This is a genomic window from Bacillus cereus group sp. RP37 (assembly GCF_040459695.1).
Lineage (GTDB): Bacteria > Bacillota > Bacilli > Bacillales > Bacillaceae_G > Bacillus_A.
This window is the reverse complement of record NZ_JARVHP010000001.1, coordinates 2733731-2751530: the sequence shown is the minus strand read 5'-3', so window position 1 is coordinate 2751530 and position 17800 is coordinate 2733731. Positions and strand designations below refer to the sequence as shown.

Genomic DNA, 17800 nt, shown 5'->3' with positions numbered 1-17800 from the left:
TATTTCAAGTGCTTTACCTTTCTTTTTTGTAATAAATAAGTGTAGTTGTATCATTTAATTTTTTTATAACTTCTGTTCTTTTATACCCCATTTTTTCGTATAGAAAACAATTTCTTTCTTCTTCTAAAATCGTCGCAAGTTCAAAACTTCGTGCTTCTGGAAACATCTCTTCAATTAAAATAAGTACCTTCTGAGCGATTCCTTTCCCTTGATAGTTTGGATGAATAAACATTGGACTGATCCAAAATTTATAAGGTATTTCTTTTTGGGATATACATATCGCTCCAACAAGGTTCGAATCCAATATAATCTTATAAAATTTACTGCTGGGATTATTTATCCTTAAAATTGTTTTTTCAATAGATTCATTTGCTGGATTTGTTTCATAGTCTTTATATTTATTTAATAAAGGGCGAAATGAGTCTATTTGCATTTGAAATAAAACTGCTGCATCAATTTCTGTTGCCTTCTCTAATGTAATATCCATGTTACCAATTTAGTCGCTTTCTTAATGAAGTTATATGAGCTGTATGATGACGTCCGTGCCATGCATATAGTCCAATTGCAGCAGCAAGTTTTGTTTCACCAGTTTCAGGGTGATTAAATGTCTTTTCTAGATCTTCAATTTCTAGAGAATATAAAAGGTTAACCCATCTTTTATGTAATGAATCTAACATTACTAGCGAAACATCTACTGGTAATTTAGAATCAGGTAGTTCTGCCCACTTCTCTTCTTTATATGGTTTAATCGTTGGATTCTTTTCTGTTAGTGCTAATTTAAAGCGTATGTAGCTATTCATGTGGCTATCAACAACATGATGAACTACTTGACGAACCGTCCATCCACCAACTCGATACGGTGTGTCTAACTGCTTCTGATCTAAATCTTTGATTGCCTTTGTTAGTTCATTAGGTAAATCTTCAATTGCTTGAATCCATGTATCAATCATTTCTTCAGTTATAGGACGTTTGTATGTAAATTGGCCAATTGGATAACGTAAATCATTCATGAATAAGTCCCCCTTATTATAAGCGTGAAGTATTTCTCCAAATATAATGTACAAAATTCACATGTTCTCCATTTAATTCTACAGATGCTGTATCTGCTTCGTTATGATAAGAAGAAAACCCGCTTTTTTCTAGTACAATTTGTGATGCGAGATTATTAGTAGTTGTTTTAGCATGAACCTCATTAATTTTATTATTTTGCGCTACGTCTAAAATTAATTTTACAGCTGCTGTTGCAACTCCTTTTTTAGTAAACTTTTCTCCGACTCGATAGCCTAACGAACTGCTTCGAAATTCCGTATCTATATCTACTAAATTTATTCGTCCTACAATTTCTTTTTCTTCATTACGAATTAAATAAAAATAAGAATCTCCATCCGCCTGTTCTAATAATAAATCGTCTAGTAGTTTTTGAAAATATTCAAAATCGTAATATTGTGAGCCACGATTTGGCACCATTGTTTCAAAAAAAGACTTATTCGTAAGTTCAAACGTAAATAAATCCTTCGCATCGTGTTTCTTTAATTGTTCTATGTATATTTTCATCTCGATTACTCCCTCTATATCTATTAACTGTTATATATTCTTTTTTAATCGATTCATCTCCTGCTATTTTTTTCGTTTCAGTAACACAGCAAGTAGCACTTTCGGATGAAATAGGTGAAATGGACTACGAATTAAATTCATCACTCGTACTAATCGAATATAAACGTCAGAGTCACTTGCAGATAGTTGATAGATTTGTTTCGTATACCAAAGCTGAATTTTTTGCTTTATCGTTAATTCTCTTTTTAGCTGCGGATGACGTGATATTTCCGTTATAGTCATTTCCCAAGGAGTTTGTATAATATTAGAGGTCTTTTTATAAAATTGCTGTGTAAATGCTTTATCAAGTTTTTGTCTCCTTTGTAAAAGCAACTGCAATTGGTGAGCTTCCATAGCAGCAACTGAAACACCTTGCCCGAAAACAGGATCAAAACGACAATGTGAATCCCCAACTACCAAAAAACCATCTGGTAAATTATTCACTAAATCAAATCGCCGACGTACTTGATAAGGAATTTTGTACGTTTGGATATCTGAAATTGCCTCAGCTTTATTTAGGAAGTCTGTAACATTGGAGATTGATAGGCATTCAGCAAAGTTATAAAATTCATCATCTGTTTGTGGTGCTTTCTCATTTGCATATCCGCTGAAAGTAACAAAATAACGATTATCCTCAATCGTTTGAATAAGAACACCATACGGATTGTCAGGGAAACTTGGAGACATTAGTATATTACAGCAGTCTAATTTCTCATTTTCTTTAAGTTTAAACATTCTAGTTGTGTAAAATAAATCAATACGCACTTTCTCTTCTTGTACCTCAGTATCGTATTCGCGTAACCACCCTATACTTTTTGAACCGAATCCACTTGCATCAACTACGATATCTGCTTGAATTTCTTCTTGCGTGCCTGTCTCTAAACATTTAGCTTTTACTCCACGTACTTTGTTAACCTTTCCATCTACTAATAATCCCTCAACCAATGTTTCAAATTTACTCGTGATATTCGAAATATGATCTATTCGTGTTTGAATATGCCATTCAAGCAAAAACCTACTTTGTTGAATCATATGTATTTCTCCTATGAATGGCTGTTTCCATAAACCAAATTGATGCCATTTTAAATCGCGAGTAAAGTTATTTACGATACTACCTGCTTCTATTAATTCGTTCGTAATATTAGGAAACAATTTCTCAATTGCGTTTTCTCCACCTTTTAATAACACATGAGGATGATTACTTTGTGGAACTCTTTTTCTCGAAGTTTTTCCATCCCATTTTTCGCCAGCTTCTATAATGATTACTTCTTTAAAAGAAGTTGATAATGCTTTTGCTGCGAGTTTTCCTGCGATACTTCCACCAATAACGATAGCCTTATTAAACATATTTTCCCCCTTAATGAAAAAAGACCCTGCCTTGTATGAATGAAACAGGATCTAAACGAATGGTTACTAAATTAAAACACATGAGTAAATTGCAACGTTAAAATTAAAATGCCTAATCCCCATACGTAATACGCAAACACTTTTAAGGAATGATTTTTTAAATATTGAATCATCCATGAAACAGCTATGTAACCAAAGAACGCTGCTGATAACGTTCCGACTATTAAAGATGTACTAGAAATAGATTCAGCTTTCCCTTGAAAAACATCTGCAAATTGTAAAATGATAGCTCCAACAATAGCAGGAGTTGATAATAAAAAAGAAAAGTAAGCAGCAGTTTCACGGTCTAACTTCCTCCATAAAGCAGCGACGATTGTCATACCAGAGCGAGAAATTGCCGGAAAAATAGCAGCAGCTTGAAAGGAACCGATAATAAATGCGTCTTTATATGTAATGTTATCCATTTTTTTTCGACCATTTTTTTGTTTATCAGCCATGTAGAGAAAGAATCCTGTCACTAAAAACTCCCATCCTATCGTAATACCTGTTTTTGAAATATCCTCAAAGAAGTCTTTAAATAATAAGCCGATTACAACTGCGGGTATCGTTCCGACGATAAGTAGTAACATTAGTTTTGAAAATGGATTTTTAATTAAATATATAAATTCTTTTTTGTAATAAATAAATACCGCAAGTAAAGTCCCAATATGTAGCATCGTATCTAAAAACAATCCTGCTTCATCTAATTGAAACAAATGCCTTCCTAAATAAAGATGCCCTGTACTGCTTATCGGCAAAAACTCTGTTAAACCTTGAATGATCCCTAATATAAAAGCTTCTAACCAATTCATGATGGTCCCCTTTCTCGTTTGCTTGTACCAATATATGAAGGTTAAATTTTCGATATGAAAAAAACTATATTTCTCTATGAATTTACTTTCATTTTATGGATATATATGTAAAAAGAAGTGAGGAGGGTTACTATGTGGCAACATACGAAGTTCGGCAATGTATTACTTTGGTCAGGACCTATCCTTGTATTTATAGGATTATGTATGACAAATGTTATTTCAGATATTCCTTTCTTTGAGGGAAAACATAAAACTGTTGGAATTATAATTTTATTTATAGGGCTTTTCTGTTTAATTGCTGCTAATCATTTTAAAAAAGGAGAAAGAAATGAAGAATGAAACAACAAAAAAACAATCCCAGTATATGTGCTAGGATTGTTTTTTGTTGCTTATTTATAAAATACTTTATCAACGTTATATTTTGCTTTATATTCATTAATGATATATGTTTCGTAAATTTCTCTTTCTGTTGGATCTTCTACGATACATGCATCAATGCGGTACACTTCATCGCGGTGATTTTTAATTGGTGAAACATTGTCTTCAAAATGTTTCTTAATACGTTGTCTAATTTTACGAGCTTTACCTACGAAAAGAAGTTCGTCATTAATATTGTAAAACATAAAAATGCCGCCTTTATCTCTAGGGAACAAGTGGAAATCGATAAAACCATTAATTGGAGTAATGATTGGCTCGTCTCCTTTAATAACTTGTTTACGTTCAGTAATTGAAACATCAGCTTCAGGAATATTAATTTTAATCAAGTTCATTCACGTCCTCTTTTATTATAAAGATAAATAATAGCATACATACGTAAGAAAAGCTACGTTCAGAGGCATATTTCATTTTATAATTCAAATATTATAGGAGTATCATGTAAACTCTTCTTCCAAATCATATGATCACTTGATTCTCCCCAATAATCCTTCAGTACATAACTAGGCTCTCCAAACTTCTTCGTCCATATACTTTGCGCTTTTTTGTAGCCACTATCTAAACAGTATTCTGTTATTCCCCTGCTAAGTAGCGTAAGAAACATTGTGTTTAGTAGTAAACTCCCTATACCCTTTCTTTGATACTCCGGAAGTATAAATACAGTTCCTATTTCATACAAATCCTTAAGTACACCGCCTGTACAACTATTAATCAACGTACTTGCTGGACCAATTTCAATTGTTCCAATGATTTTATCGTTATTTGTATCAATTGCTAATAAAAAGTAACGTTTTTCTCCATTACTATCAAAATCTGTTTTCAAATATTGCTTTTTCATGTTAATTTCATTTTCTATGTCATCCGATAATTGTGATAATCCTTCGTCTTTATATGCATTCGTTATAACTATATGGAAAAACAAGTGAAGTTCCACTAAATCATCCGAATTAGGTCTTCTAATTTCAATGTTATACATGATTTAAATCTCCATTCTATGCAGTTGTTAGAACCATACTTTATATACTCTATTCAACAATATTCTACAAAGCCCTGCATAGATCCAGCAGTATAGAAAGCTTAGTATAAATATTGATAAAATAATTTTTATATCCATAGTTGTATGAATAGTAGGACCAAGTACTGGAAAACGGAAAATATCTAGAACAATCATAATTCCTATAAGTAGACAAATCGCAGAAAAGGAAATTACCCAAATTCTCCTCTTGAATTGTATAAAGGAAAGTCCTAAGGCTATACCTAATAAGCCTGTAGTAAAGGGAAATACAATTAGTTCACTTGGCTCAATAATAAATAATAGGAGAATAGTAAGAATATAAGAAAGTACTCCCTCACGAATAGAGTAGCAAATAGCCAAAAAAATTGGTAACGTCGCAAAAGGACTAATGAATAATCCTATACCAGGAATTAAGTTTCCCGCCGCTTGAAACATAGTGGCCAAAGCACTCATTAAAGCTGTAATGACTAACTTATTTGTTAGGGACAATTTTCTTTTATGAACAAAGTTCGCATCATTCTCTATCATAAGTTGACACCAATAACGTACAAACCGATTCATCAAAATCCCCCTAAAGATACCTAATTCATCACTTTTCTATTTTATTCATACACTTATTGTTTATTTGTATCCTCTTCTAGAAATCAATCACTATACATTAGACAATTGTAAAAAGAATGAATCAGAGAATTTATATCATATTAAGGAACAATTTCAAAAATAGTACCTTTGTTAAAGTCAGTTACTTTCATAGAACCATAAACTCCTAAATATAACCTGGTTTGATCCGAATTTGTTCCTAAACTCATATAATAAGCTGCTTGCGTACCGAAATCATAATTGGTTTCAATAACATGAAAGTCAGTATGTTTACCGTCTGTACCTGCTCTAACATATGCTAAAACACCTTTAACTGGCGACCGTGAATCTTCTTTCTTAGCAAGATCGGTAAACACAACGCTACCATTTAAATTTGGGATTGCAGTTCCCATATATGGCTGAACTCCTGTTAGTGAAGTTCCTCCAAACTTATCTGGTCTGGGGTCTTTATGAAAATAACTAATTAGTGGCTGAATTCGCTTCACTGATGTTTCTATTGTTTCATTATAATAAGCCATTGTTCTCTCATCCAAATTAGGATTCTCAGAACAGTGCCCTATAAAAGAAGTAGGTAATTCTCCTTCCCATCCTCTCCAACCAAAATTAATAAATCCATCTTGATTGGGAGTTAATCTCATTACATGCATTTGAACAAGTTCAGTAACCGGTATCGGTTTATATTGGACAAATGAAAAAATAGACTCTACAATATCTTGCCCGACATTACCGGCGTATTTGATATATTGATTATAAAATCTTTGGAATGAAATGCCGGTTATATTACGAACACCTTTCACAATTACTGTAAGTGTTTCTTGTATAGATAGAGGAAGTTCATTAAAGCGCGTAACTACTGGAGGATTATTTATAAATATATTTTTGCTTACATCGATTTCAATGATTTTACCTGCTATTTCTAAATCATCTTGGCTTAAATTAAATGGATCATAACCCGAGCCACCATCACCATTTGTAAAAACAAGTTTCCCCGTCTCTGGAGAAAAGTTTAATGTATTTACTCCATTATGATTAAAAAATGGGCGTTTTATATGAAGTAATGTTCTACGTTTTTGAGGTTGAGCGTTTGATTGTAAAATCCATTCTTCAATTGTATCAATATGATCATATTGAGTATCTCTATTTAGCCACTTTAAGTTTAAAGTTTTCGGGTCACAAGGATTCGGTTTAAATTGTTCAGAAAGCGCACCTGGACCTTGGGTTCCAGCTACTGAATAATGAAGATAAAATAAACCGTTTTGATAAAATTGTGGATGAAACGCAAGTCCTAGCAATCCCCGCTCATCATAGCCGCTACTAGAAACACCTTCTTCAGATGTGCCTAATGTAATTATCAAATGACGAATATTTAAAAATGTTTTTATGACGCCGTCTCCTATGTAGAAAATCTCCCCTAATTGGGTTGCGATAAATAGCCTTTCAGTCGATTCGCCTGGAAGAATAACTGTTTTTATTACAGTGGGTAAATTTATGCTATGAACAATGGGTCGTAAACTAACCTTAACTTTTGTCAATTAACTTTACACCCCTTTGTATTCTTTTTTATATAGAAGAATATGATTAGAGTAGTTCAATTAGTATCAAAACTATAGACAAGTCAGTTTTCTACTTAGCATCAATTAACTTATATCCCTTATTATTACATTTATAGTATAATAATAAGTATAAAACATAAATTAGGGGGACAATCTATGGCAATCTTACTACAAATCATCGTACCGCTTATATGTGCAATATACTTATTTACCCTCTATCGTAATACGAATATAGGAAAAGCTGCATTTCTTTTGGCAGTCATTATAGGAATTTTCGGTTTAGAGAATATTTTTCAATATGCTAGTTTAACAGATCATACTGTTTATCCATATTGGGGGAGTTTGAAGGCTGTTGTTATCGTTTTATCAGTCGTATTTCTATTTAAAACAGGTGGTTTAACAGGAAAATATTGATTTGTAATACTGTATATATATTCTTGTTAAATTTCTTTTATTGTATAAAAGAAAAAATGTTTATGTGAAAAACAAGAAGGGATGTGTTACATATGTCTATAAATATTGCTACGAAAAATAAAAGCCTTGCTACACTCCATATGTAGCAAGGCTTTTTTAAATTGTTTAATTCTTGTTCCACTAATATCGTTATTAGCTAACACTTTAATTGTTTTAATAGTCTTTTGTTTAATTCCCACAATGCTGTTTTGTTGCTATCCCATTTCAAAAGCGTTACTGCTTCCTCAAAGCATAACCACTTATAAATGAAGTGTTCTTTAGATAATGAGATGTTTTTTGTAGGGACTTTAACTCCGAAAGAAAATTCTTTTATTACATAAACATCTTCTCCCCAAAGGAATCCTCCAACTACATCCTCTACTGGTAGTGAAGACACAGAATCTAATTTTATATATGGGCATTCTCTTGTAATACCAGCTTCTTCAAACGCTTCCCGTTTTGCTGATTCAATAGGAATCTCACCGTCTTCTCCACCACCAGCTATTCCTTGCCAATAACCATAATCACTTCGGTTGAAAATGGCATATTGAATAGAATCGTCAGTTTTTATATAAGGAAATATTAATACTTGATATGGTGCTCTCATTGCTTAACCTCCTCTCAAAAATAAGCTTTAAATAAATATAAATAAAGAGCAAACATCACAATTCTACATTAATAATGCAGGTTTATGGTGTCAGCCCTCTATTTTTAAAGAATTTTATTTTTCATATACAGACTTACTCTTAACGGAGGGAAAAACCGCTTATTTCCTGTCGAATTCGCTTAGCGTGTTTTTTTCTAAATGTTAGCAGTACCCCATATTATTCAATTGCGCCAGCAACATCATAATCATTTAAATCTAATTCAATTGATTGTCCCAGCGCTAATTTAGCAAGTTCTGACCCTAAATATGGACCTGCAGTTAAACCTGAAGCACCTAATCCGTTCGCAACGAAAATGCCTTCAAAGTTAGGAAGCGGGCCAATAACAGGTAAGAATCCTGGCGTAAATGGTCTGAATCCAACTCTCGTTTCAAGCATGGTAGCATTTTCTAATCCAGGTGCAACTGTTAATGCTTTTTGGAAAACTTCATTTAAACCACCAGCCGTTACACGGTGATCAAAACCAGTATCATTCTCATGTGTTGCACCAATTACGACATGGCCATTGTCAAACGTTAAAATGTATTGATCATTTGGCGGCATAACAACTGGCATATTTTCTGTTGCTGTATTTTCCATTTGCAGATGAACAATTTGTCCTTTTTGGAATGTAACTAAGAAATTAATTCCTAATGGGTTCAAGATTTCGTTCGCCCATGCACCTGCAGTTACAATAACCTTTTCTGCTAAAATTGTTTCATCGTTTACTTTAACTCCAGTAATATGATTACCTTCACAGACTAATACTGCATCGCCTTTTATAAAAGTTGCACCATGTTTTTTCGCAGCGCTTATTAATGCGTTGCGTAATAATCTTCCGTTTACTCGTGCAGCACCACTAATATGAACAGAACTATATTCATCTGATAATGCTGGGAATAATTTTTTCGTTTCTTCAGCTGATAAACGCGTAATTTCACCAATCTCTGGTGCATCTTCACGACGTTTATAAGCTCGCTCTTCCATCTGATCTAGTTTTTTCTCATCAGTATGTAAACTAATTGCACCTACACGGTTGTAACCTGTATCCGTTTCACCGTCTTCTTCTAATTGCTGAATTAAGGAAGAATAGTAACGTGCACCGCCTTTAACGATTCTATACCACGCTTTATTACGACGTTGCGAAAGCCATGGACAGACAATACCTGCTGCTGCATCCGTTGCTTGACCTACTTGTTGACGATCAACGATAGTAACGTTCGCGCCAGCCTTAGCAAGATGATAGGCAGTAGACGCTCCTAAAATGCCAGCTCCAACTACAATATACGATTTCATTTCAAACACCTTTTTTCTTTTGCTAATTATTTAAATATAAGAACATACTTTAGTATACTGAAAGGAATCCTTTTTTCAATGTGCCAAACGCAATTAATTGTTGCATCATTGTGAATTGCCTAGTCTTACTTTTTCTTTTTACGAAATAATTCGATTGTTTTATAGCCTTGTGAAAGAATTTCAATCATTTTTTCAAGACGTTTTTCACGTGTTTTTTCTTGTTTTACAGAAAACAGATTACGTGCCCAATCTTTTTGGTATCCAGGTGTTAAACTTTGATAAAACTTAAGTTCATTTGGATGATTAGCTAATAAAGCTTCAACATCTTGAATTCGATCTGCATAATCAGCTACACATTGGCTCATTGCAGGCGTTTTCGTCGCTTTTTTCTTCTCACGCTTTAAACCTACAACAGTAAAAACGTCATCCATACTTACCATTCGCGCAAATTTAATATCGCTTTTTCCCACATATCCATCTTCTCCAACGTTTAATGCTGGAAACATCTCATCACGGTGAATAAACGTACTGTAGCGAGAGTTACCTTTTTTCGGATATGCGAAGAATATATAACCTTTTTCAATCAGTAACTCTTCATTACTAATAATATAATTCGTTTGTTTCATCATTTCATCAAGTGTTTCTACAAAAATAAAAATGGCATCGTGTTCTTTTGAAAATACAGTTTCTTTATCTGTAAAAACTTCGTAATCACTTGGTTCATTAATAACAACCATATTCGTATACTTGTTAAGCTTCAATTTATCGATAACTGACATAAAAATCTTCCTTTACATTCAAAATTCATTGTACATACTTTTTCATACCGTTCTAGTGTATTATATCTATTAAGAAAATTAAACTTTAATAGTTATTTTAAATCACAATTAATATAATAGCCGGTTCTGAATAAGAACCGGCTATTTGTTTTATCATAACTTAATTGCAAATAAAGTATATAAAAGCTCTCTATATTGATCTTCTGTAATTTCACGTTTCGTTTTTTCCCCATGAATTATTTCAGTTAAACTTGTATTCGTTAAAGAGACATGGCCAGATTCTGTTAATTTGACCGCAATGGGTCCTTTATTGAAAATAGATTTCTCATCTTCTATTACTCTTTTTTGAACATCATTCACTACTGCCTCATCAATCATACGATTATAAAAAGCATGGCAAACTTTCCACTCACCGTTAATATCTTTTCTTTCTAGAACGTAATTCCCTTTACTCGTATCTTTTCGTCTCACTCGATACGTACCATTTTTAGAAGAAACAGACTTGCCAGTAAAAGGTACAGGGACTAGAGGTACTAATGAAGCAATACCTACATCAATTAAGTATCGTTCGTTAGTATAATTTAAAATAATCGTTATATGTCCATCCTCAAGTGCCCATGCGTTTATATCATTTTTATATACGGTACCTAATGCGAGTTGTATATCATAACCACAATCTTTTAAAAAGTAGTAAAAAAGAGTATTTAATTCATAACAAAGTCCGCCGCGGGATCTAGTTGAAATTTTATCCTGTAAATTTTCCATAGTAATTGCATTCGTATTACGTGCTATAACATCCAAATTCTCAAATGGTATAGTGTGTGCAAATGCAAAGAGAATTGTATTTAATTCTTCAAACTTCATTTCAGTACGCTTCGCAAGATTCAATCTTGTAAAAAGCTTATGTTGTAGACTTGTCATAGTCAGCACCCCTTAAAATGTATAAGTTAAAATAGTATATGCTGATTGTAAATTTGATGGGGTACGGAAACAATGTACATTTCGTTTAACTGTACCGGTACAAAAAGTCTAACTCACAAGATTACTTAAGATAAGAAGTTACGAATACAAATGTAATAGTTTGTCTATAGGTAAATTATTATAATCGCTGAAATCAACAAAATATTGAAGTTGCCACATTTGGCTCTTTTTAGCTTGATTGCTAACAGGGTTATCCCATATAGGATAAATCCTCATAGCCATCTTGCCTTTTTGATTTTGTGTTCTCAAGATTTTTTCCTTAAGAAGAATCTCTTTAGGGAAAATAAATTGTCCTAGTTTATTATCATCTATACAAGTGATAACTAATAAGTCAGGAGCAGCGTCATAAGAAAACGCTTGATTTTGCATATTGTCATCTTTCTCCCAAAAAGAAACAAATTGACCAATTTTATTAGGAGTAATTTTTGATTTTCTAAAACGAATGCTTTTGTTATTTAAGTGAAATAAACATCCTGCATATTCTGCGTTTTGCTTTTCTTCTTTTAAATTCGTAATTATTAAATTGTTAGGTTTGTAAACTATATTGTTTAAATTTCGGATCGTATCATTAAAATTGTTCAAGAGAACTCCCCCTTTATTCATTTCTTAGTTTACCACAAACGTCAGTTCTTCTATGTTGTAAATAATAAGCGATGTGAAAAAGAGGGAGATTTTACTGGGGTATTATTATTGCTTTAATGTACTTAGTTTTTCAATTGCTTGTTGTTCGGTTGCTAAGTAAAAAATGTCTTTACCTTTATTACATTCATAAATAAAATCCTTTAAGCTTTTACTAGTATACATAGAGAAATCTCCAATGATAGCAATCTTTACCTTGTAGTTTATAAACTTTTGAAGGATATCGCCCGCAAGACGTGTTTTTAGATCAAAGAAATCTTCACTTATTAAAGATTTATGGATAATAATATGTTTCGCATCTACCTCATATTGAACTGTTGCCATAGTATCTAATGCAGATTGAACATCGGATATTAATACCTTATCGTTTCTAATGACCGCAATATTGGTTCCATCGATTACTACTTTCTTTATTTCCATAGTCCCACCCCTTTATAATTTACACAGTATGAGTAAGATTGTTTTACAAAACTTCGTATTAATTATAGATAAAATAGCCGCAGTTATTAAAATGGCTTCTATTTTTTATAACTAATACGGTCAATGAAATTAATGATAGTTTCTCTTTTTTTATATTTTTGAATATATATATGGAATTACTTTTACTTGTTATAAAAATATTGTGGAGTAACATAACTTAACAAACTATCCAAAGTGTTAATCTCGGCATATGGTTGTATTTTGGTAGTATTCTTGATTTTCTGAGGGTTAAACCACACACCTTTTATATTTACATTTTGAGGACCAGCAATATCCTTTTCTAAGTCATCTCCAATAAATAATACATCTTCTGGTTGCACATTAAGCTTATTTAATGCTAGTTCGAATATACGTTTATCAGGTTTACTAAGTCCCACTTCTTCAGAAATAATAATCGTATCAAAGTAATTGTTTAAATTCGTGTTAATTATTTTGGCCTTTTGCCTTTGAGTTGAGCCATTTGTTATAATTCCAACTTCAAAGTGCTTCTTTATATGATTTAAGAAATGAATAGTGTTTTTGTCTATTGAAAAACATTTAGGAAAATTATTATTCCAAAAATCTTGGAGGTAATTGCGTGGTAATCTATACTTCGGCGGGAATACATCAAACAATGATTCTAAAACTATCGTTTTATCACTCATGCCGTATTCCCTTTTATCGTATTCTTTGAATTTCTGTAACATATTGTTTTTGACTGTATCACTAACATCCTCATAACACTTTTCTAAAACAAATAAAAACAATTTATCTACTGCCTTATCCCTATTAAGTAACGTATCATCTAAATCAAACAGCATAGCTTTATAACCTCTCAAATAAATTCACAACCTTTCTCGCATGATTTAAATAATTCTTAGTTCACACCTGAAGCTTTTACTAAATTAGCAAAAAAACTCCAAAGTTTGTGATGTACCCCCTAGAATTTCGCTAACTTCTTTTATATTGAAATTCATCACCTTTTCCCCGCCTATTAAAGTAGCGAAAGTAGATTTTCAAACAGTTTAAGAAATCACATGTAATTTACATTATTATACATTAGTTTTTCGTAAATAGTAATCGTTCAGCTTTTTATACGATAAGTTTTTTTATGGAGAATAAATACACAATCTTGAAATGGATCTAATACAGTAAACTTCCTATGAAGTTTCCTACTGTATCTCCACATAAACTCCAGATTGTACGGCTATAATGACTACCAGAGGTGATATTATGAAAAACTATCATATCCTCGTGGTTGAGGACGATCAAGAAATTCAGGAATTAATTAAACAATTTTTAATGACACAACAGTATACAGTGGTAGTTGCTTCCGATGGACTAGAGGGTATGACACAATTTAATAAGCAATCCTTTGATTTAATTCTTCTAGATGTAATGATGCCCAATCTTAATGGATTTGAAGTTGCTAAAATGATTCGAGGTCAGTCAAACGTACCAATTATTATGCTAACTGCGTTGGAGGAAGAGGAAGATCAGATGAAAGGGTTCGATCTTGGGATTGATGATTATATAACAAAACCCTTTTCGTTTCATGTTTTAATTAGACGAGTCGAAGCTGTACTTAGAAGAAGTTATGATAAAAATGTAAATAATCATTTGGTATTTAAAGAAGTGCGCATTGATGTTGATGCATATCGAGTATATGTAGATGATGTTGAAATTTTGTTAACGACCAAAGAGTTCGAAATTCTACAACTACTATTTCAAAATGAGAGAAAAGTACTTACAAGAGAAAATATCGTAGAAAAAGTTTGGGGATACGATTATTTTGGAGAAACACGAATAATTGATACACATATTAAAAACCTACGTAAAAAACTAGCTATTCCCTACATTAAAACAATAAAGGGTATTGGTTATAAAGTGGATGAATAAAATTTTAAAAATCATGAAGATGAAGCAAATTACTTATAAACTCTTTATGACTACATCTCTCATTTTGTTATCCTTTGCAGTATTGATTTATTTAACTTTATATTTTTTTCTCCCTACGTTTTATGAGCAATACAAAACAGATCAACTTCAAACAGGGATAAAAGAAATAATTGATAAGTCTAAAGATCTTACGTTTCAAGATGCGATACCACTTTTTGATGAATACGCAAAAAAAAATAACGCGATGCTTTCGCTTCAAAATAAAGAAGGAAGAATTATTTACTCTCCTTCATTTTCTTTTATTCAAAGTGGTACGCAAACTACAGTAGTTGCTAAAGCAACACGATTTGAGAATGCAGGTACCCTTAGCAATTCATATAACGTTACGGAACCAATTCAATTCCAAGATGGTAGTTTAACACTTGTAGTGTTCGCAACATTTCAGCCGATTGATGAAGCTTCGCAGGTATTAGTGCGCTTTCTCCCTTATATTAGTATCATTGTGCTCGTTATTGGTATAGGGAGTGCTTATTTCTATTCCAGGTTTATTACAAAGCCACTTATTTATATTAATGAGGGTGCACAAAAGATGGCAAATTTAGATTTCTCCGAAAAACTTGAGGTTCGCTCTACAGATGAGTTAGGAGAATTATCTAATAGTTTAAATGACATGTCTATTAACTTACAACAAGCTATGTTCGATTTAAAAAAAGCAAATGAACAATTAAAAAATGATATTGAAAAAGAAAGAGAAATAGAAACAAAACGCAGAGAGTTTTTTGCGATTGTAGCACATGAATTAAAGTCCCCTCTTACTGTAATGAAAGGGTACTTAGAAGGAATGATATACAATATTGGCCCTTATCAAAATCGTGATCAATATTTAAAGAAAAACCATCAAATTATTGAAAACATGGAACAATTAGTTCGTGAAATTTTAAGTATGTCAAAGTTAGAACAACACACTTTTAAACTAAAAATAGAAGTAGTTAATCTTTCAAAGTTAATAGGTACAATTACAAAAGATCTCGAATTTTTCGCTTCTCAAAAAAACATCCAAATAATAAAAGAAATTGACTCTGACCTTTCTGTTTATACAGATCGTGTTCTTTTTGAAAAAGCATGTAAAAATATTATTCATAATGCAGTCATGTATTCACCACATAATGAAAAAGTCAATATAAAGTTAAGTGAGGATATTAAACAAGGTCAAATCAAAATGCAAATTATAAATACAGGTGTCAATATTAAAGATGAAGATATACAACAAATTTTCAAACCATTTTATCGAATTGAAAAATCTAGGAATCGAAATACTGGAGGAAGTGGTTTAGGACTATATATTGTTAAACAAATTCTTGAAACACTAGATATAAAGTATTCTATACAAAATAGGGAACATAGTGTGCAATTTTGCATGAACATTCCTTTATCTGAACAAAAAACAAACAAACTCCCCTTTTAGTAGGACGAGTTTGTTTGTTTTTGTAGTAAGTATAAACTTATTAGGGTTCAATAATTACTAAATTTTAATTGTTGTATATTTGTTGATTGCTTTTGTTAACCGTTGTAGAGCACCTTCATGTTCCATTGCCCCAAGGGTTAGTGTGTACCTATCTCCCCACGATTCTTGTAGTAGTTCAATCACTCTCGCGTGGGTAAGAATGCCTAAAAACCTTTCATCTTCCCCTACAATCGCAATATCAAGCATTTAATCGTAAAGAAAATTTGGTAGAACGAAGCATTTTCTTTGATAAATTCCGCCGTATCGATTTAAAGGAAGGGATATTTTATTAATACAATCAATTTTTATTGTACAATTGTTCTTACGATATGAAAATACAGTGTAAAGATGAACCTAATAAATCATATACTTGTAGAATTTAAAAAGAGATTAAAACAAATCAATTTTCTGTATTTCAAAACAGTAATGTTCGGGCTGATATGGGCGAAAAACATCAAGGCTCTAATCATTTAAAGTTTAAACTGTATAACTGTATAAAAGTTAGCGTAAATGACGAAGGAAAAGACAGCTTTGCATTGTGCTGCACATTCAAGAATTAATTCTTACGTAGGGAGTGCTTATATGAAAAGCATAAAAAATGTAATATTACTAGTAGTATATTTCATATTTTTAAGTGGTTGTAATCAAGAAAATGAATCTGAGGTACAAGAATATATAAAAGAAAAATACGGTATCGATATTGTGGTAACAGATTTGAGCTCGATAAATGAAAATAATGGTGGTAATACCTACCATACTGTGCAAGAAAAAAACAACAAAAATTTCAAATTTCGAGTAAAGGTACAAGGCCTCCTCTATTCATATATAGTAGGTGATGAATACAAATATGGGAAAAAAACATATGAGGCATATCAGAAATTCCAACCAACTCTAGAAGAAATGAAAAAATTAGGGTACGTGGAAAATGAAAATGAAAATGTTCTGCAATATATGTTGGATAATCAAAATCCAGAAGAAGGAAGCCCAACAGATGAGTTGCTATTAACTTTGCAAATGAGTAACGAGATTGACTTTAGCCAATTGGATTCCGTAGAATTAGATCGTTTATATGCCCTATTTCAACTGATTCAGAAGAATAATAAAAAGATAACAGAACTAGAAATTAAAGATCATACTGGTAAATCTTTAGGTGGACCTTTTAAAAATGTACAAAGAGTAACAACAAAAGAAGAACTGTTACAAACAATGAAATCCACAATGAAAGACCCAATAAACGAATACTGGAAAAATTGGATTAGAACGCAGACCAAAGTAGAAGAAAAATTACATGAAATGCAAAACGATCGATTTTCAATTGAAGGTATTACGTATTCAAGTTCGGATGATGAAAAATATCGAAAATATATAGTGACTTTAGTTATTAATACGACCAATACTATATTTGAAAATAATCCCCCTTTAATTGAGGATTTAATCAAAGTAACCACAATCCTTAAAGAAGAACTAAATACGAAAAACTTTGACATCAATTTAAAAAATAAGTCTGGAACAAGAAATACAAATTGGTTATCATCAAAAGAAATTAAAGAAGCAAATAACATTGAAGATCTTGTAAATGAGAAGTACCCTGCGAATTAAATGTAAATTCCTATTCATGTTTGTTATTTAATGTGAAATCAAGCTCTTTCGATTTATTATGAAAACTTACAAAATACTTAAAAACCCCCAACAAATCTTTAGCTGTATAGAGAAAATGAGAAATAGGGTCCTATTCATATGGGGCTCTATTTT

The 17800-nt window shown here is 31.9% G+C and carries 20 protein-coding genes and 1 pseudogene; 5 read left to right on the top strand and 16 right to left on the bottom strand.

Annotation, left to right across the window (positions count from 1 at the left end):
• Positions 1 to 13 precede the first annotated feature (13 nt).
• The 5 genes and pseudogenes from QCI44_RS14695 to QCI44_RS14675 all read right to left on the bottom strand — a co-directional run.
• Positions 14 to 487: pseudogene (locus QCI44_RS14695) on the bottom strand (GNAT family N-acetyltransferase); the annotation flags it as partial.
• 1 nt (position 488) lies between these two features.
• Entirely contained in the window at positions 489 to 1010 is a 522-nt protein-coding gene (locus tag QCI44_RS14690; protein WP_016134633.1) for a YfiT family bacillithiol transferase, read from the bottom strand.
• 16 nt (positions 1011 to 1026) lie between these two features.
• Complete coding sequence (locus QCI44_RS14685; RefSeq protein ID WP_016087645.1) at positions 1027 to 1554, bottom strand: GNAT family N-acetyltransferase; 528 nt, start codon at positions 1552 to 1554, stop codon at positions 1027 to 1029.
• Positions 1555 to 1617: 63 nt separating this feature from the next.
• Positions 1618 to 2940, bottom strand: a complete 1323-nt coding sequence (locus QCI44_RS14680; protein WP_016134634.1) for an NAD(P)-binding protein — start codon at positions 2938 to 2940, stop codon at positions 1618 to 1620.
• Positions 2941 to 3011: 71 nt separating this feature from the next.
• Positions 3012 to 3791: an undecaprenyl-diphosphate phosphatase gene (locus QCI44_RS14675; protein WP_001104275.1), complete on the bottom strand. Its 780-nt coding sequence runs from the start codon at positions 3789 to 3791 to the stop codon at positions 3012 to 3014.
• A 132-nt stretch (positions 3792 to 3923) separates the two neighbouring features.
• Here QCI44_RS14675 and QCI44_RS14670 point away from each other — a divergent pair, with 132 nt between their 5' ends.
• On the top strand, positions 3924 to 4130 hold the full coding sequence (locus QCI44_RS14670) for a hypothetical protein (protein ID WP_353811240.1): 207 nt from the start codon (positions 3924 to 3926) through the stop codon (positions 4128 to 4130).
• Positions 4131 to 4180: 50 nt separating this feature from the next.
• On the opposite strand, the gene QCI44_RS14665 is transcribed toward QCI44_RS14670, so the two are convergent.
• The 4 genes from QCI44_RS14665 to QCI44_RS14650 form a co-directional block, all read right to left on the bottom strand.
• A complete protein-coding gene (locus QCI44_RS14665) occupies positions 4181 to 4561 on the bottom strand; it encodes a nucleotide excision repair endonuclease (protein WP_001048941.1) in 381 nt (126 codons plus the stop codon).
• A gap of 77 nt (positions 4562 to 4638) precedes the next feature.
• On the bottom strand, positions 4639 to 5202 hold the full coding sequence (locus QCI44_RS14660; RefSeq protein WP_016134637.1) for a GNAT family N-acetyltransferase: 564 nt from the start codon (positions 5200 to 5202) through the stop codon (positions 4639 to 4641).
• A gap of 27 nt (positions 5203 to 5229) precedes the next feature.
• Positions 5230 to 5802 carry a YybS family protein gene (locus QCI44_RS14655; protein WP_016134638.1) on the bottom strand — a complete coding sequence of 191 codons (573 nt, stop codon included), beginning with the start codon at positions 5800 to 5802 and terminating at the stop codon, positions 5230 to 5232.
• Between the two features lie 140 nt (positions 5803 to 5942).
• Positions 5943 to 7373 carry a PQQ-dependent sugar dehydrogenase gene (locus tag QCI44_RS14650; RefSeq protein ID WP_353811239.1) on the bottom strand — a complete coding sequence of 477 codons (1431 nt, stop codon included), beginning with the start codon at positions 7371 to 7373 and terminating at the stop codon, positions 5943 to 5945.
• A 177-nt stretch (positions 7374 to 7550) separates the two neighbouring features.
• On the opposite strand from QCI44_RS14650, the gene QCI44_RS14645 reads away from it, so the two are divergent.
• A complete protein-coding gene (locus tag QCI44_RS14645; protein WP_000996284.1) occupies positions 7551 to 7808 on the top strand; it encodes a hypothetical protein in 258 nt (85 codons plus the stop codon).
• 196 nt (positions 7809 to 8004) lie between these two features.
• Here QCI44_RS14645 and QCI44_RS14640 read toward each other — a convergent pair whose 3' ends face one another.
• From QCI44_RS14640 to QCI44_RS14610, 7 genes are all read right to left on the bottom strand, one after another.
• Entirely contained in the window at positions 8005 to 8454 is a 450-nt protein-coding gene (locus tag QCI44_RS14640) for an NUDIX hydrolase (RefSeq protein ID WP_341517680.1), read from the bottom strand.
• A 217-nt stretch (positions 8455 to 8671) separates the two neighbouring features.
• The gene (locus QCI44_RS14635) at positions 8672 to 9787 is read right to left on the bottom strand and encodes an NAD(P)/FAD-dependent oxidoreductase (RefSeq protein WP_353811238.1); all 1116 of its coding nucleotides are present in this window, start codon (positions 9785 to 9787) and stop codon (positions 8672 to 8674) included.
• A gap of 125 nt (positions 9788 to 9912) precedes the next feature.
• Positions 9913 to 10566, bottom strand: coding sequence for a YdeI/OmpD-associated family protein (locus tag QCI44_RS14630; protein ID WP_016134643.1), 654 nt, complete (start codon positions 10564 to 10566; stop codon positions 9913 to 9915).
• Positions 10567 to 10719: 153 nt separating this feature from the next.
• Positions 10720 to 11487, bottom strand: coding sequence for an arylamine N-acetyltransferase family protein (locus QCI44_RS14625; protein ID WP_353811237.1), 768 nt, complete (start codon positions 11485 to 11487; stop codon positions 10720 to 10722).
• A 138-nt stretch (positions 11488 to 11625) separates the two neighbouring features.
• Entirely contained in the window at positions 11626 to 12129 is a 504-nt protein-coding gene (locus QCI44_RS14620) for a MepB family protein (protein ID WP_016087635.1), read from the bottom strand.
• A 105-nt stretch (positions 12130 to 12234) separates the two neighbouring features.
• Complete coding sequence (locus QCI44_RS14615; protein WP_016087634.1) at positions 12235 to 12606, bottom strand: DUF4180 domain-containing protein; 372 nt, start codon at positions 12604 to 12606, stop codon at positions 12235 to 12237.
• A 182-nt stretch (positions 12607 to 12788) separates the two neighbouring features.
• Positions 12789 to 13466: an HAD family hydrolase gene (locus QCI44_RS14610; protein ID WP_016087633.1), complete on the bottom strand. Its 678-nt coding sequence runs from the start codon at positions 13464 to 13466 to the stop codon at positions 12789 to 12791.
• Positions 13467 to 13878: 412 nt separating this feature from the next.
• On the opposite strand from QCI44_RS14610, the gene QCI44_RS14605 reads away from it, so the two are divergent.
• The 3 genes from QCI44_RS14605 (at position 13879) to QCI44_RS14595 (ending at position 17647) form a co-directional block, all read left to right on the top strand.
• Positions 13879 to 14544 (top strand): response regulator transcription factor, encoded by a 666-nt coding sequence (locus QCI44_RS14605; RefSeq protein WP_016087632.1) that lies wholly within the window; start codon positions 13879 to 13881, stop codon positions 14542 to 14544.
• A complete protein-coding gene (locus QCI44_RS14600) occupies positions 14537 to 16009 on the top strand; it encodes a sensor histidine kinase (protein WP_016134645.1) in 1473 nt (490 codons plus the stop codon). The genes QCI44_RS14605 and QCI44_RS14600 overlap by 8 nt, the downstream gene beginning before the upstream one ends.
• A gap of 621 nt (positions 16010 to 16630) precedes the next feature.
• Entirely contained in the window at positions 16631 to 17647 is a 1017-nt protein-coding gene (locus QCI44_RS14595) for a hypothetical protein (protein WP_016134646.1), read from the top strand.
• Positions 17648 to 17800: the final 153 nt, after the last annotated feature.